Annotated in this window: 11 protein-coding genes and 1 pseudogene; 4 read left to right on the top strand and 8 right to left on the bottom strand. The window is 72.6% G+C overall.

Annotation, left to right across the window (positions count from 1 at the left end; genetic code table 11):
• The coding region (locus tag NBZ85_RS16840) for an MFS transporter (RefSeq protein ID WP_261562199.1) at positions 1-491 on the bottom strand (491 nt) is incomplete at its 3' end.
• Here NBZ85_RS16840 and NBZ85_RS32705 point away from each other — a divergent pair.
• Together NBZ85_RS32705 and NBZ85_RS16830 are read left to right on the top strand one after the other, a co-directional pair.
• Positions 472-750, top strand: coding sequence for a hypothetical protein (locus tag NBZ85_RS32705; RefSeq protein ID WP_261556629.1), 279 nt, complete (start codon positions 472-474; stop codon positions 748-750). The genes NBZ85_RS16840 and NBZ85_RS32705 overlap by 20 nt on opposite strands.
• A gap of 1,235 nt (positions 751-1,985) precedes the next feature.
• Complete coding sequence (locus NBZ85_RS16830; protein ID WP_261556630.1) at positions 1,986-4,460, top strand: MMPL family transporter; 2,475 nt, start codon at positions 1,986-1,988, stop codon at positions 4,458-4,460.
• Here NBZ85_RS16830 and NBZ85_RS16825 read toward each other — a convergent pair.
• Positions 4,388-5,605, bottom strand: a complete 1,218-nt coding sequence (locus tag NBZ85_RS16825) for a sensor domain-containing phosphodiesterase (protein ID WP_261556631.1) — start codon at positions 5,603-5,605, stop codon at positions 4,388-4,390. The two genes, NBZ85_RS16830 and NBZ85_RS16825, sit on opposite strands and share 73 nt — an antisense overlap.
• 222 nt (positions 5,606-5,827) lie before the next feature.
• On the opposite strand from NBZ85_RS16825, the gene NBZ85_RS16820 reads away from it, so the two are divergent.
• Positions 5,828-6,010: a hypothetical protein gene (locus tag NBZ85_RS16820; RefSeq protein ID WP_261556637.1), complete on the top strand. Its 183-nt coding sequence runs from the start codon at positions 5,828-5,830 to the stop codon at positions 6,008-6,010.
• A 30-nt stretch (positions 6,011-6,040) separates the two neighbouring features.
• On the opposite strand, the pseudogene NBZ85_RS16815 reads toward NBZ85_RS16820, so the two are convergent.
• Positions 6,041-6,151, bottom strand: a pseudogene (locus NBZ85_RS16815) (DUF2277 family protein); the annotation flags it as partial.
• Positions 6,152-6,368: 217 nt separating this feature from the next.
• Between NBZ85_RS16815 and NBZ85_RS16810 the strand changes: the two are divergent.
• Positions 6,369-6,857, top strand: coding sequence for a hypothetical protein (locus NBZ85_RS16810; protein WP_261556632.1), 489 nt, complete (start codon positions 6,369-6,371; stop codon positions 6,855-6,857).
• Positions 6,858-6,903: 46 nt separating this feature from the next.
• On the opposite strand, the gene NBZ85_RS16805 is transcribed toward NBZ85_RS16810, so the two are convergent.
• The 5 genes from NBZ85_RS16805 to NBZ85_RS16785 form a co-directional block, all read right to left on the bottom strand.
• Entirely contained in the window at positions 6,904-7,851 is a 948-nt protein-coding gene (locus NBZ85_RS16805) for a DMT family transporter (RefSeq protein WP_261556633.1), read from the bottom strand.
• A gap of 214 nt (positions 7,852-8,065) precedes the next feature.
• Entirely contained in the window at positions 8,066-8,962 is an 897-nt protein-coding gene (locus NBZ85_RS16800) for an oxygenase MpaB family protein (RefSeq protein ID WP_261562198.1), read from the bottom strand.
• 91 nt (positions 8,963-9,053) lie between these two features.
• Positions 9,054-9,542: an SRPBCC family protein gene (locus NBZ85_RS16795; RefSeq protein ID WP_261556635.1), complete on the bottom strand. Its 489-nt coding sequence runs from the start codon at positions 9,540-9,542 to the stop codon at positions 9,054-9,056.
• Between the two features lie 81 nt (positions 9,543-9,623).
• Positions 9,624-12,512, bottom strand: coding sequence for a SpoIIE family protein phosphatase (locus NBZ85_RS16790; protein WP_261562197.1), 2,889 nt, complete (start codon positions 12,510-12,512; stop codon positions 9,624-9,626).
• 407 nt (positions 12,513-12,919) lie between these two features.
• On the bottom strand, positions 12,920-13,888 hold the full coding sequence (locus tag NBZ85_RS16785; RefSeq protein WP_261562196.1) for a helix-turn-helix transcriptional regulator: 969 nt from the start codon (positions 13,886-13,888) through the stop codon (positions 12,920-12,922).
• Between the last annotated feature and the right edge of the window lie 78 nt (positions 13,889-13,966).

Below are 13,966 nucleotides of genomic sequence, written 5' to 3'. Positions count from 1 at the left end.
AGCACGGCGAGCGCGACCGGCAGGTTGACCAGGAACACCCACCGCCAGTCGAGTTCGGTCAGCAACCCGCCCGCGACGGGTCCGAGCGCGGCCGCCAGCCCGCTCACCGCCGTCCAGGCCCGCACCGCCGCCCCGCGTCGCGCGGGCGGCGCCGCCGCGAGCAGCAGGCCGAGGGAGGAAGGGGTCATCACGGCGGCGCCCGCCGCCTGCAGCACCCTGGCGGCGACGACGAACCACACGGTGGGGGCGACGGCGCACAGCGCGGAGGCCAGCGCGAAGATCCCGGTGCCGACGAGGTAGGCGCGGCGCGGGCTGGTCCGGTCAGCGAAGTTCCCGGCCGGCACGAGCAGCGCGGCGAAGACGACCGCGTACCCGTTGAGCACCCATGACAGCGATGACAGCGACGACCCGTCGAAGTGCCGGCCCATGTCCGGCAGGGCGACGTTGACGATGAACAGGTCGAGGTTCGACATGGCGACCCCGGCCGCCACCACCGCGAACACCCGCCCGAACCGCCCAGCCGGCGCGCCGCTCGTCGCGCCGCTACCCGCCTTCCTGCCCGTCGCGGTGCCGCTTGTCGTGGTGGTGCTTGTCGTGGTGCCGCCCGTCGTGGTGGTGCCCGCTGTAGTGCTGATGGTGGCGGGCCGGCGGGCGGATGGGCGGTCCCAGATGGGGGAGATCGCCGGTGGTTGCCCGGATCGGCGCGCTGCAGCGGCGCTGTCGTCCATGCTCTCTGTTCCTTCGCGCTAAGTTTGAAAACACAACTGACATCGTCGGAGCGGAGCCTAGTCGTGGTGGGTTGGAGAATCCAACGATCAGCCGGCGAGGTGGGCAGGCCCGGTCCGGCTGCCGATGGTTGCCCGCAGGCGTGAGGACCTGCTGGGCCCGGGGATGGTTGATGCGCCAGAGGCGCGGTCAGCCGCGGGCGTGGGGGGAGGCTGCCGCCGTCCGAGGCGAGGTGCGGTCCCGGCCACCCCTTCGCCGACTCGGGACCGACCGCTACGACAAGGCGAAGCGGCGGGGCGCCGATCTGGACGCGTTCGCCGCCCGACCGGGTCGCCCGACCGGGTCGCCCGACCGGCGGGTCGCGCCCGGCCAGGTCGCGTCCGGCCGGACCTGGGAGCTCGACGACCAGACGCAGACGGCCCACCGGGTTCCCGCCGCACACGACGTCGCAGCAGCGCTCCTTGTGGACCAGAGCGCCGACGTGTACACAACGTGCACGCCTGATCCGCGAAAAGGCAGTCCCACGCACATGCTGACCAGCTACTACCGGACCGAACACGTCGCGGGCACACATCTGACGAACAAAAACGCCGGCCCCGCTGGCCCGGGTGGTGGGTTTCGGGTCGGGACCGAAATTCACGCGGATCGCGGGCGCTTTCCGCACATATTTCAGCCAAGCATTCGGAAGAGTGTTGGGAGAACGGGTGAACAAGCGATGACGAGACGGCTTGTCGCCAATATGCTCTGTACACAACCTACTATTGACCGGAGAAGGTCTCCCGTCACGGTAACGGATTGTCAGGCGGTGGAATCCGCCGCCGTGGGCCGCCGCCGCCGCCGCCGCCGCCGGCCGCCGCCGGCCGCCGCCGGCCGCCGCCGGCCTGGCTTCCGGCAGATCGCGATCTTGGTTCCTGGCTGGGGCGCCGAAGTGCAGGAGCTTAATGACGGTCTACGGCGCCCAGACTGCACATAACCTCCAGCAGTCACGGCCCCGGACTCTGGCGGCCACCCGCGGCGGTGCTGCCGTGCGACCGGGTGTTCTGGGTGTGGCTGTCGTGTGACTGGGCGCGGGCGATTCCCCCGGACGTGCTGTGATCCCGCGGACACGTAGCCGGCACCCCACCGGAGTGCCAAATCTCGCTGTTGCGGGTCCGCTGCACGTTGACGCCGTGCATGTCTTTGGGCCAGATTGGCCCCGCATACGAAACCGACATTTAACCTAAAAGGGCCATATAGCGGCCCCTGCCGAGGAGTGTGCCGTGACGCTACTGGTCCGCTGGTGCCAGCGGTACCGATGGCTGGTCGTCGCGGTGTGGCTGATAGGGCTGATCGCCGCGACGAACGTCTCCCAGGAGAAGGGCGCTCGGTTCAGCCAGGATCTCGGTGTTACCGGCGCCGAATCGCAGCAGGCGATGGACCTGGTGGCCGACATCATGCCCGACAAGAAGCTGCCGGACCTGGAGATGATCGTCGTGCGGGCCCGGGCGGGTGACATGCAGGCGCCCGAGGTGCGGGCACGGGTCGCCACGATGCTCGCGCAGCTCGGCAAGCTTCCCGGCGTCAGCGGCGTGTTCGATCCCTACAGCCCGATCGGCGCCATTCCGCTCGGCGGCAGCCCCCTGAGTGCGGACGGGCACACCGCGATCGTCTCCGTGCTCATGAAGGGCGCGCCGACCTCTCCCGACCTCCCCGCGATGCGCAACCTGATTGCCACCGCCCGCGACTACGACGGACCCGATCTCCAGGTCGAGATCACCGGGCCCGCCACCACGGTGGTCGTGCAGGGGACGATCTCACCCTGGCCGATCGCCGTCGGCATCGGCGTGGCGCTGCTCATCCTCTGCCTGACGGTGCGGTCGCCGGCGGCCGTCACCGTCTGCGCCGTCGCCGCGGGGGCGACGACCGCGGGGGCCCTCGCCGGGGTTACCCTGCTCTCCCATCGGGCGAACGTCATGCAACTGGCCCTGTTGCTGACGTTGGTGCTCGCCTTCGGCCTGAGCCTCGGCTCCGCCCTCGTCATCGTCAACCGTGCGCAGAGCGGCCTGCGGCAGGGGCACAAGCCCGAGAACGCGGTGCGCGAGGCGATGCGCCATCCCGGCCGGGCGACGCTGGCGGGCAGCCTCGGGCTCGCCGTGGTCATGCTCGGCACCAGCGCGCTGCGGTTGAGAGTGTTCGACGGCCTGGCCCTGGCCGGGTTCACCGCCGCCGCCGTGAGCATCCTCGCCGTCGCCACGCTGCTCCCCGCGATGCTGGCGATCTCCGGGCGTGGCCTGCTGGTCTGGGCCGAACGCAACAAGCTGCTCGCCACCGGAACCGGCCTGCCGGTGCGGCCGGGGCTGCGGTCGTGGTGGGCGGGGACCGTCGGGCGCCATCCCCAGGCGCTGGCCGGTGTCGCGGTCGCGCTGCTCACCATCCTGGCGCTGCCGGTCGTCGGGCTGCGCCTCGGTGGCTCCGACAACGGCGTCGACCCGACGTCGACGACGAGCCGGCGCGCCTTCGACCTGATCAGCCAGGAGTACTTCCCCGGGCTCAACGGGCAGATGATCGTCGTCGCCACGGGCGTGCCCGCCGATCAGCCCGCCGCCGTGGCGCACCTGCTGACGGCGCTCGAGGGCACCCGCGGCGTGCACAGGGCCTTCGTCGTCCTGCAGAACGCCCAGGCGGCGAGCGCCCTGATCCAGGTGTTCCCGAACGACCCGCCCCGGTCGGCGGCGGCCAGCGACCTCGTGCACCGGCTGCGCGACACCACGGTGCCGGCGGCGATCGCGGGCACCTCCCTGGAGGTCTACCTCGGCGGCCAGACGGCGATCTTCGAGGACATGTCGGACCGCTTCGCCCGGGTCCTGCCCGCCTTCCTGATCCTGGAGCTGGGCGTGCTCGGGGTCGCGGTTCTGCTCGGCCTGCGCTCGGTGCGGCACAGCCTGGCGATCACCGCGGCCAGCATGCTCGCCCTCGCGGCGACCCTGGGCGTCATCACCTCGGTCTTCTGCAACGGATGGCTGGCCTCCGGGCTCGGCGTGCGCACCGGCCCGATCGAACCGTTCATCCTCGGCCTCATCCTCATCATCGTGTACGGCCTGTCGATCGGCATGCATCTGACGCTGCTGAGCCGGCTGCGTGGCTCCGCCGACGCCCCGGATCCCCAGGCCGCGATCAGCAGCCGGCACGCGGACATCGGCGGTGTCATCATCACGATCAGCATGATCATGGTCGCGGTGTTCATGGCGCTCACGGCGCAGCAGGTGCGGATGATGAAGCTGCTCGGCATCGGGCTGTCCGTGGGGGTGATCCTCGACGCGCTCCTGCTGCGGGTGGTGCTGCTGCCCGCGCTCATCCACCTGGTCGGGCTGGATCATCGCCGCGGTGGCGACCCGCCGCGACCCACCCCGCCCGCCGCGGCGCGCCGCGGCTCGCGCCGCCGCCTGCTGTCGGCCGGCGCGCCGCCGTCGAGCGGGCGCTCCAGCCTGATCCGCCTGTACATCTCGGCGGGCGCCACCCACCTCGCCCGTGGCGCCGCCGCCGGTGGTGGCGGTGGTGGCGGTGGTGGCGGAGCCACTGCCCTGGGTGATGTCCTGCCGTCGTTCCCGCAACCCCGATCACCGGAGGGCGTCCGTGCGGCGCCGCCCGCGGCGCTGGAGGCCGGCCGGGCGATCGGGGATGTTCATTCGTCGGCGGCGACGCAGGCGTCGCGCAGCACGGGGGTGGGGGAGCCGAGCAGGAATCCCTGGCCGTAGCGGATGCCGGTGTCGCGGGTGGTGAGCAGCTCGCCGGCCGTCTCGATGCCCTCGGCGACCACGCCGCCGCCGATCTCCTCGGCGACGTGCACGAGTCCCGTCGCGACCGCGCGCCGCGCCGGATCGGTGTCGATGCCCTGGGTCAGGCTGCAGTCCATCTTGATGATCTCCGGTCGTAGCCGGACGAGCTGCTCCAGCCCGGAGTAGCCGGCACCGACGTCATCGGCGGCGAACCGGACCCCGAGCCGGCGTAGCCGGTCCAGGTCGCGGGTGACCTCGGGGGCGTCGGCGATCCGCTGGTGCTCGGTGATCTCCACCAGGAGGCGTTCCGCGTCCGTCCCGGTGATCATTTCAACCAGGCCGGCGGACAGGGTGGTCGCCGAGGTGTTGATGGCGAGACCGATGTGCGCGGGGATCCGGGGGAGCGCGCCCAGCGCGCGGCGCACCGCGGCGAGCTCCAGCTCGACGGTCAGCCCGACGGCGCCGGCCGCCACGAACCACTGTGCGGTGCTGCGGCAGGGGTCCGGGAACCGGGACAACGCCTCCACGCCGACGATCCGCGCCTGTTCCAGGTCGAACACCGGCTGGAAGGCGAGCGCCGGGCCGCCCTGGTCGATCAGACGGCTGACGTCGAGCCAGATCTGGCTGCGTGCCTGCCATATCCGGTGCAGATCGGATACCGAGTCGCACAGGATCTCCGCGAGCATCAGCAGGAATCGGGCGTCCCGCTCGCGCAGCTCGCGGTGGGGCCGATGGCCCAGGCAGCCGAGTACACCGTAGATCGTGCCATCGCCGGTCATGACCGGCGCGGCGACGTAGGAACGGATGTCCAGCTCGCGCACGGCGGCCGAATCGGCGGTGCGAGGGTCGGCGAGGGTGTCCGGGATGAGTGTCGGCAGCTGGCCGCTGAGGACCCCGGCGTACAGGCCCCTGCGCCGCCGCACAGTGGATCCCTGGGTGATGTGGAAGGAGTCGCCGTCGCCGCTGATGGCCTGGATGACGAGCATGTCGCCCTCGATCCGGCCGAGCCAGGCCGTGTCCATGCGCAGGTGCCGGCGCAGCACGGCGAGCAGCTCGACCACCACCGCCGACGGGGTGGGGACCTCGGCCGTCGGCCCGAGCAACGTGGCCGTACGCACCGTCATCCGCCTTCACCTCCCCGCGAGGTGTCTGTTCCCGCGACCGCGTCCACGCACACCCGCGCCGACCGCCGCACTGCCCCGGATGAGGGACAAACATGCAGGTCAGAGGCCTATTTGTCGTCAGCATCAGATCGGAGCAAATTCGGTGCTTTATGCACGTGAGGGCGGGAAGGGATGACAGCGAGGGCGCACCGCGCCGCGGAGCCAACCAGGTGGAGTGAGCACGTGACCATGTTCGACAGCTTGTTGCACGGCCTCGACGACCAGGAGCAGGACCGCACCAGGGAGCTGATCGCCGACAGCGTGGCCACCGATCGCGCCGATGCACTCGCGGGTAAGGCACCGGACCGGCTCGTCGACTCCGGCAGCCGCCGCCGCCGCTCCCGCGCCGAGACCCAGCGCCGATAGCGGCTAGCCGGTGACCCGGGCGCGTACCTCCGGGCGCCGCAGGCCACTGATCTTCCGCACGAACTGGCGGGCGGCGGCCTGTACTTCGCCGGCGGTCGCGGGCGGCTCGAGTCCCCGCAACTTGGTGATGTTGCGGCACATACCGCAACGGTAACGGCCACGTCGTTCGTGAGCCGTCTCTCCTCCAGATGCCTCCAGATGTTTCCAGGCGCCGCCTCGGGGCCCTTCGATTGTGGTCTTCCCCGGAAATCACATGCCGCAGGACGCCGGCAGGGGGGAAAATAACGAGGGGTGCAGTGTCGTCTCCATGCATGGTGCGGGACATGGCGGCCTCACCGTGGAGGGGAGTCGAGGGCTCATGGCGGACGGGTACTACGGCGAGTCGCCGGGTGGAAACCGGCGATCGGGCCGGCGCGGCGAACGGTTCGCGCAGGCGCGCCGCCTGGCCAGCCAGGCGCGTCAGGACCGCACCACCTCGTGGTACATCCCGCTGGTGCTCACGGTGATCGCCGCCGGGGCGTCGTTCGACGCCTTCGGGCGTGCCTTCGGATTCCTCTACGCCCTCGTGCTGACGGTCGCCTTCGTCGCGCTGACCTGGACGACGATCCGGCTCATGCCGTCGGTGTCCGACGAGCTCAACGTCTCCCGCATCAGCGGGCCACGTAAAATCTTTGCGGTCGCGAACACCCCGGTGCGCACCCGTGGCGTGTTCGTGCTCGTCGCCGCGCTGCCCGTCGCGATCGCTCTGATCAAGGCGGTCGGATTCTTCGTGCTCGGTGGGATCCTGCTCGTCGGCGTCGTGGTCGGCGTCGCGCTGGCCGCCGCCTGGGTGTTCGAGCGCCGGTAGCCACTGACCCTCGCACGCGAGCGGGGCACCCCACCGGGCCGGACGTTTAGGACCCTGCGTCACCTGCGAGGCGGACCTCGGCCATCACCAGACAGACGACGGCGGACAGGAGCAGCAGAGTACCGATCAATGTCGCCGCCGAGAGCTGCTCTCCGAGCAGCGTGACCGCGAGTACGGCGGCGCCCACCGGCTCGATCAGCATGACCGCTGACGCGGTGGCGGCGCGCACGACCGCCGCGCCGGCGAAGTAGAGCGGATAGGCCAGTGCCGTCGGCACCGTGGCCACGTACGCGAGGAGCAGCAGCACCCGGCCGAGGTCGGTGGTGTGCGGCATGAGTCCTTCTGCCGCGGCCAGCGGCAGCAAAGCCACGGCTCCGATGCCGAAGGCCCACGCCGTCGTGATGGACGGGTCCTCGCCGCCACCCGCGCGCCCGATCCACCGGGCCAGAAGGGTGGCCATGGCGTATCCCGCGGCGGACAGCAGCGCGAGTACGACACCCAGCGGACGCACCGTTGCGCCCCCATTGCCGAAGACAAGCACCGTCAGGCCGCCAAGTGCCACGGCCACCGCCACGATTCCAGGTCCCAGCCGCTCACCCAACGCAAGTCGCGCGCCTACGGCGGTGAGTACCGGCCCAGTTCCCAGCGTGACGATCGTGCCCACTGCCAGCCCCGTCGTCGCGACCGCCCCGAAATAGGCGGTCTGGAACACGGCGAGGCCCAAACCCGTCCCCACCCGCAGGAACAGCCGTCGGCGCCAGGGCTGCACGGCCACGTGGGCCCGGTTCGCCGAACGGGACGGCCACGCCGCTCGGCCTACGAGCAGCACAAACAGGCCACTGACGAAGCGCCAGAAGGACACGGCCACCGGCCCCAGATCACTGGAGCGGCAGACAAGGTCCACCGCGGCTCCGGTGGTGCCCCAGGTGGCGCCGGCAACAGCCAGGTACAGCAGGCCGCGCCCGACGGGCAGGTGGACAACAGTATTCGGCACTGTGCGCTCTCCGCGTGAGGAAGTGGTCGTGTGATTCCCTCTGCGGGCAGCACGACCTGCGCACCGGGTGTCATCCCCCGGCGCGTTGGCCTTCCCTGGCAGCCCGCCCTACGCGGCGGGAGGCGAGAGCACTGTCGAACTCATGACCGCCACCTTAAAGGGAGACGCCACCGGTACGAAACGTCGCCTCGGGCCGGCGCTTCCCGGCCGGCGGTCACGAGGTCTCTCGCCGGTCGGGGCCGGTTCCGGATGCTGCCGGCGCTGGGCGGGTGGCCCAGCGGATGGCCGAGACGATGCCGTGGCCGGCCAGGCGGCCGACGGTCGCCTCCGCCGCGGGCAGGTACGGCAGCCGTAGCGGCCAGCGGGTCCAGGCGGGCATCAAACCCACGGCCGCCGATGCCAGCGCGCCGTAAGGGGGCCGCGCCACGAGGGGTAGCGGCGCCCACAGCAGCAGGTAGCGGGCGGCGGCCCGCGCCTCGGCGGTGCCGGCGAGTTCCGGGCGGTAGGTGTGCAGGGCCTCGGCGAGTGCGACTTCGGTGCGCGGCGGGTCGATCACTCCTAGCTTCTCGGCGACGACGGCGGCGTCGGCGATGTAGGCGTCGCGGTCGTCCGCGTCGAGTGGTTCGCCCCCGCCGTAGCGCTGGAACGCGGCGAGGAAACTGTCCACCTCGGCTACGTGTACCCAGCGCAGTAGGTGCGGGTCGCCAGCGGCGTAGGGGCGCCCGTCGGGTGCCACCCCGCGGACCTGCCGGTGCACCCCGCGAACCCGGGCGACGGCCCGCTCGGCTTCCTTGGCCGGCCCGAAGGTCGTCGCCGCGAGAAAGAAGCTGGTGCGTTGCAGGCGGCCCCACGGGTCGCGCCGAAAGTCCGAGTGCCCCGCCACGCCGGCCATGGCCAGCGGGTGCAACGACTGCAGCAGCAGCGCGCGCAGCCCGCCGACGAACATCGCCGCGTCCGCGTGCACGCGGCGGATCGGCCGGTCCTCGGCGAACCAGCGCTCACCCGCGGCCTCGAAGATCTGTTCCCGCCGCCGGGGGCCGTCCGGACCGGCGACGCGCTGCAGGACGTGGCCGCCGAGCCAGGCCCGCGCATCGTCGGAACCGCGGATCATCCGCACACCAACCATTACCCCATGATGCGCCGGTTCGGCGCCGCGCGATCCCGCCGCAAAAACCCGCCGGGTGATGGTGGGGGCGCGGCCCTCAGGCGTGCGTGGTGGGGGAGGTGACCACCCGGTCGAGGTTGGCCAGCGACTTCTCCAGCATCGTCAGCGGCACCACCGGCCAGCTCACGCGGGCCTTCCACTTCTCCGAGATGCCGCTCCAGTCGCAGTAGGAGGTGACGTCGGTGGTGTGGTCGTCGACCGGCGCGAGGGTGTAGCCGTAGACGTGGCCGATCGGGGGGCGGTCGATGCCGCCGACCGTCCACTCGATCAGGGCGTCCGGCTCGATGCGGGTGACGACGTTGCGAACGCGGTACTTGCCCATCGGAATGTCGCCGAGCGGCTCGCGGTCCATGTCCATCTCGAAGGCGTCGCCGACGCTCGTCACGCGCCGGGCGTCCCCGGCGGCGACCAGCATGCCCGACCCGTCGATCTTGACGTGCCCGGCGGGGTCCGTGACGAGCTCGAAGATCTGCCCGGTCGGGGCGGAGATCCGGCGGGTGGTGGAGATGCGCTGCTTGTTGGCCACGGGTGCTCCTTCGCGTCGAGGCGGATCCAGCTGGATCCAGCTGGATCCGGAGAGGTTCGGAGAGGTTCGGGACGGGCGGGGTCAGCCCAGGCGGACGGCGAGCAGGGCGATGTCGTCCTCGGTGTCGGCGTCGCGGCCGAGCGCAGCCAGTGCCCGGTCGCACACCTGCTCGGGGGTGCCGTGCGGCCCCGCCGCTACTCCCGCCCGCAGCAGCTCCATCCCCTCGTCGACCGGTCGGCGGCGGTCCTCGACCAGGCCGTCGGTGAAGAACAGCAGGGTGCTGCCCGGCTCCACCGTCAGCTTCGTCTCGGGGTAGTCCGGCAGGCCGGCGGTCAGCGGCGGCCCGGGTTCGACGAGCAGATAGTGGGCCGGCCCCCGCGGGGGGATCAGCAGGGGGGGTAGGTGCCCGGCGGAGGCGAGGACGAGCTGGCCGTCGACGGGGTCGAGCAGCGCGAACGCCGCCGTCGCGATCCGGCCGTGCTCAAGCCGGTTGGCCGCGGCGTCGAGCAGGGCGAGCACGACCGCGGGGCTGGTCCGGGCGACCGCGTGGGCGCGCACCGCGGCGCGCAGCTGGCCCATGATCGCCGCCGCGTGGATCCCATGACCCATGACGTCGCCGATGACCAGCGCGATCCGGCCGTCGTCGAGGGGCAGCACGTCGTACCAGTCGCCGCCCACCAGCGCCCCGGCGCTACCGGGCAGATAACGCCAGGCGAAGGCGAGCCCGGGGAGCTCGGGCAGGCGTTGGGGCAGCAGGCTGCGTTGCAGCGTGACCGCGGTCCGCCGCTCCTGCTCGTACTGGCGGGCGTTGCCGATCGCCACCGTCGCCCGGTCGACGAGCTCGGCGACCACCCGTTGCTCGTCGTCCTCGTAGGCCCGCCCCTCGGCGGCGCCGAGGCCGACCGCCGCCACCGGCCGCCCGCCGAGCACCATCGGCAGGGCCAGCCGCGTGCCGTCCGGGGAACGGGCCGGCCGGCCGGTGCGCAGCGCCTGCGTCATGCCTCCACCGTCGGGGAAGCCCTGGCTGGAGGCGACGATCTCCACGCCGCCGTCGTCGTCGAACCGGCACGCCGCCGCCCGCCCCGCATGCGACGGAACGAGCAGGCTGACCAGGTGCTCCAGGATGCGCCGGGTGTCCAAGGTGGAGGTGAACAGGTCGGTGGCGGCGGCGAACAGCGCGGTGCGTTCCCGGGCATCCCGCTCGACGGTGAACAGCCGGGCCCGTTCCAGCGCCAGCGCGGTCTGCGTCGCCAGGGCTTGGACGAAGGCCCGCTCGTCGTCGTCGAACAGGCGGGAATGGTCGAAGGAGAACCGCAGGGCGCCGAGGGTGCGGTCCCCGACGAACAGGGGCAGCACGCACATCGACACCGCCGTGGGTTCAAGTTCGGCGAGGTCGGGATAGCGGGCATCGCGCTCGCGGCGCGACTCCAGCCACACCGGCTCGCCGCCGCGCAGCGCATCCGTCGCCGGCAGCCGGTCGTCGAGCCGCTCGGCGCGCAACGCCGCGATCATGCTCTCCCCGTAGCCGACCGACCCGGGGATGGCCAGCCGCCCGGCACCCTGCGGGATCAGCAGCACGCCGCCGCTGGCGCCGAGCGCCTTCGCGCCCTGCGAGACGACGGCGGCGGCGACCTGCTCCGGGGTCGTCGCCCGGGCCAGGGCGGCGGTGACCCGCTGCAGGCGGGCGGAACGCTCCGCGATGCGCTGGGAGGCCACGACCACGTCGAGGGTGTCCAGCAGGTACTGCTCGAAGCTGCGGGTCGTCACCGTGCCCTCGCGGCGTTCGGCGGCGTGCAGCTGCTCGACCAGCGAGCCGATGTACCACCGCCGGAACGCCACATGCTGCGGCGGCGACTCGACGGTGAGCAGCCTGGCGGCGCGCGCGTAGTCCTCGATCTCCTCCAGCGCCGCCAGGTACTGCTCGGCGTCGGCCGCCGTGCTCAGCGGGAGGACCAGCTCCAGCGGGGTGCGCGGTCGCCCGGCCGACGCGGCCGCCAGCGCCTGCCGTTTGATCGCCTGGCGGGGCCCGGCGAAACGCGTCGTGACCGTCCCCAGCAGTTCGGCGAGCCGCTCCGGCACCGCCGCGCTGGCACCGGACGCCGCGCCGCCCGCGGCCAGCGCGAACTCCCGCACCAGGCCGTCGACGTGGTGCTTCGCCCCGAGCAGCAGATCGGTGGGCACGTCGCCGAGACGGACCAGGTGCCCCGGTGACGACGTGGGCTGCCCGGTCGCGGACAGGACAATCGTGCCGACTCCACGCAGGCCGCTCATGCCCCTGATCCCGACCGCCTGGTCCCCCGCCGAGGCAGTCCGAACCGGGGCAGCAGTCTGAGCTGGGGCAGCAGTCCGAGCCGGGGCAGTGCGTGCCGGCGGAGTGCGTGCCGGCTGTGCCGGGGGAGTACGGCGGGGAGGAGTCCGGCTGACGGTGGCTGCGGCGACCGGCCGGCCCGCGCCGGCGACCCCGTCGGCGCCGTCGCCATCCCCGGCGAACTCCGCCCACACGATCTTGCCTGTGGCCATCGGCTGGACTCCCCAGCGGGTGGCCGAGGCCGCGACCAGCGCCATGCCCCGCCCGGTCAGCCCGTCCCCGCCGGCCGGGGGGCGAAGCGGCATCGTCTGGCTGGTGTCGCTGACCTCCACCCGCAGCGCCGCCCCGCCGGTATGGATCCGCACCTCGACCGGGGCGGCCCCGTGCAGCAGCGCGTTCGTCGTCAGTTCGCTCAGGACGAGGCGGACATCGTCGACGACAGGCTCCCACCGTGAGCCTGCGAGCATCCGGACTGCCAGTTTGCGCACCCGGTGGACCCCGCCGGAGCGCCCGTCGAGACGCAGCGTGGCACGATCGCCGCCGGCGTCGACCTCCGCACCATCCGGGTCCGGGTCCGCCGGGCCACCCCCGGAGGCCCCCACCTGCCGGGAAGCCGCCACCACCGGCTCGCCGCCGCCCCTATCGCCGTGCCTGCCCACCATGCCGGCCTCCCGTCCGACCGACCACTCCTGATGGCGGCCAACCCCTAGATACCGGCCAACCCTGATGGCCCGACGAGACGCGGCCCAGCACCGTGCCTGGTACTCACGGCCTGTCGTGCACCGCCTGTCGTTCATCGCCTGTCGTGCACTGCGCCCTGCGGCGAAGTCCAGCATGCCAGAGATGTCAGTCATGCCCAGGGTAATGCCGCCCGAACCGGTTGCCGGCGACCCGACGCCGACCGTCACTGCGAGGGGTCGGACCTGGTCGTGATGCCTGACGCGCCCTCGTTCCGCCCGGGCCGCAGACTGGCGGGCCTCTCACTGTCGGACCTCTCACGGTCGGACCCTGCACTGTCGGGCCCCATGCCGGGCCGCCGATGCGGGTGCCGGTCCGCGCCCTGCCGGTCCTACTCGGCCGGGGTCGCCGGCGGGGCCGACCGGATGAACAACTCGCCCATGGCCCGGACCCGGTCGGTCAGCTCGGCCGGCTCGATGATCGTGAACGGCGCGCCGAGGGTGCCGAGCACCATCGCGGGCCAGTCGAGCGACTCGACCTCCATCCGCAGCCGGCACGAACGGTCATCCACCTCCTCCACGGTGCCCCAGCTGCCCACCACCCCCGCGACCTCGGCGGCCGGCGCGGCGACGACCACCAGCACCCGATGACGGCCCCCCGCGCCGGAAACGGCGCGCTGGACGTACTGCGCCGCATCCCCGCCGGGCGGCTGGCGCGGTCGGAACCGCCGGCCGGTGGTGCTGGGCTCGGCGAGCCGGTCCACCCGGAAGGTGCGCCAGTCATCCCGTTCGGTGTCGAAGGCGAGCAGATACCAGCGTCCGCCGAGGGCGACGAGCCGATGCGGTTCGACGCGGCGCCGGCTGCGCGCCCCGGCCCGGGCCGTGTAGTCGAACCGCAGCTCCTCCTCGGCCCGGCAGGCCAGCGCGATCGCGGTGAGCAGCCCGGCGTCGAGCGTCGGACCGTCCCACGGTGCGGGGACGGTATACGCGGCGAGGGCGTCGACCTGCTGGCGCAGCCGCGGCGGCAGGAGCTGGACGACTTTGGCCAGGGCCCGTACCGAGGTCTCGCCGACGCCCGCCACCGCCCCCGCGGCCGCGGTGCGCAACCCCACCGCGACGGCGACGGCCTCGGCGTCGTCGAGCAGCAGCGGCGGCATGGCCGTGCCGGCTCGCAACTGGTAGCCGCCGGCCACCCCGCGGGTGGCCTGGACCGGGTAGCCGAGCTCGCGCAGCCGGTCGACGTCGCGGCGCAGCGTGCGCGGGCTGACCTCGAGCCGCTCGGCGAGCTCACCGCCCGGCCAGTATCGGTGCGTCTGCAGCAGGGACAGCAGCCGCAACATCCGGGCGCTCGTGTCCGCCATCGCCTTGCCGCTCCGCTCCCGCGCCGTCCCCCGCCCACCGGCCCACCGGCCGGCGTCAGGCGTCAGGCGTCAGGATGC

The organism is Frankia tisae (assembly GCF_025403405.1).
GTDB classification, from domain to species: Bacteria; Actinomycetota; Actinomycetes; order Frankiales; family Frankiaceae; genus Frankia; species Frankia tisai.
Note: the sequence above shows the minus strand (reverse complement) of the source record. Positions and strands in the feature narration are given on the sequence as shown.

Excerpts from the sequence above, each read along its gene's own strand:
- NBZ85_RS32705 (WP_261556629.1), top strand. The coding sequence starts at position 472 with ATGGCGACCCCGGCCGCCACCACCGCGAACACCCGCCCGAACCGCCCA.
- NBZ85_RS16800 (WP_261562198.1), bottom strand. The coding sequence starts at position 8,962 with ATGATCCGCGGTTCCGACGATGCGCGGGCCTGGCTCGGCGGCCACGTC.
- NBZ85_RS16825 (WP_261556631.1), bottom strand. The coding sequence starts at position 5,605 with ATGACGGTGCGTACGGCCACGTTGCTCGGGCCGACGGCCGAGGTCCCC.
- NBZ85_RS16785 (WP_261562196.1), bottom strand. The coding sequence starts at position 13,888 with ATGGCGGACACGAGCGCCCGGATGTTGCGGCTGCTGTCCCTGCTGCAG.
- NBZ85_RS16810 (WP_261556632.1), top strand. The coding sequence starts at position 6,369 with ATGGCGGACGGGTACTACGGCGAGTCGCCGGGTGGAAACCGGCGATCG.
- NBZ85_RS16790 (WP_261562197.1), bottom strand. The coding sequence starts at position 12,512 with ATGGTGGGCAGGCACGGCGATAGGGGCGGCGGCGAGCCGGTGGTGGCG.